General features: G+C 71.9%; 2 protein-coding genes. Both read right to left on the bottom strand.

Annotated features, from left to right (window positions below):
• Window positions 1-263, bottom strand: a 263-nt coding sequence (locus AC1DWF_RS37740; protein WP_476843528.1) for a biopolymer transporter ExbD, incomplete at its 3' end; no start/stop codon positions are given.
• 7 nt (window positions 264-270) lie between these two features.
• Window positions 271-549: MotA/TolQ/ExbB proton channel family protein (locus AC1DWF_RS37735; RefSeq protein ID WP_476843527.1), on the bottom strand; the 279-nt coding region annotated here is incomplete at its 5' end.

Genomic DNA, 549 nt, shown 5'->3' with positions numbered 1-549 from the left:
GCGACGGGCTCCGAGCGGAGGAAGACCTGGCCGTCGCGGCTCACGCTCACCACCACCGGCGGCGCGGTCTGCGACACGCGTGCTGCTGCGGTGCGCGGGAGCTGCACGGGCACGCCGACCATCATCATCGGCGCCGCGACCATGAAGATGACGAGCAGCACCAGCATCACGTCGACGAAGGGCGTGACATTGATGTCGGACATCGCCGTGCCGGCGCTTTCCTCGTCGTCGTCGCCCGACGGGCCGGGGCCGCTCATCGCCATGACGACGCTACTCGGCCGGCCGCTGGCGCGGAGCGCGGCTGAGCCGCAGCGCGAGGTCCGAGGCGGCGCTGATCGCCTCCTGCCGCGCCCCGGTCAGCCCGCCGACGAAGCGATTGTAAGCCATGACCGCGGGGATGGCSGCSACGAGGCCGAYSGCGGTGGCSARCAGCGCCTCGGCGATGCCCGGCGCCACGACGGCAAGGCTCGTGTCGTTGCTGGCCGCGATGCCCGTGAAGCTGTYCATGATGCCCCAGACCGTGCCGAASAGSCCGACGAAGGGCGCGAC

The organism is Aminobacter sp. P4_D5, assembly GCF_056401815.1.
The sequence above is the reverse complement of the archived record's forward strand: the minus strand, read 5'-3'. Positions and strand labels throughout refer to the sequence as shown.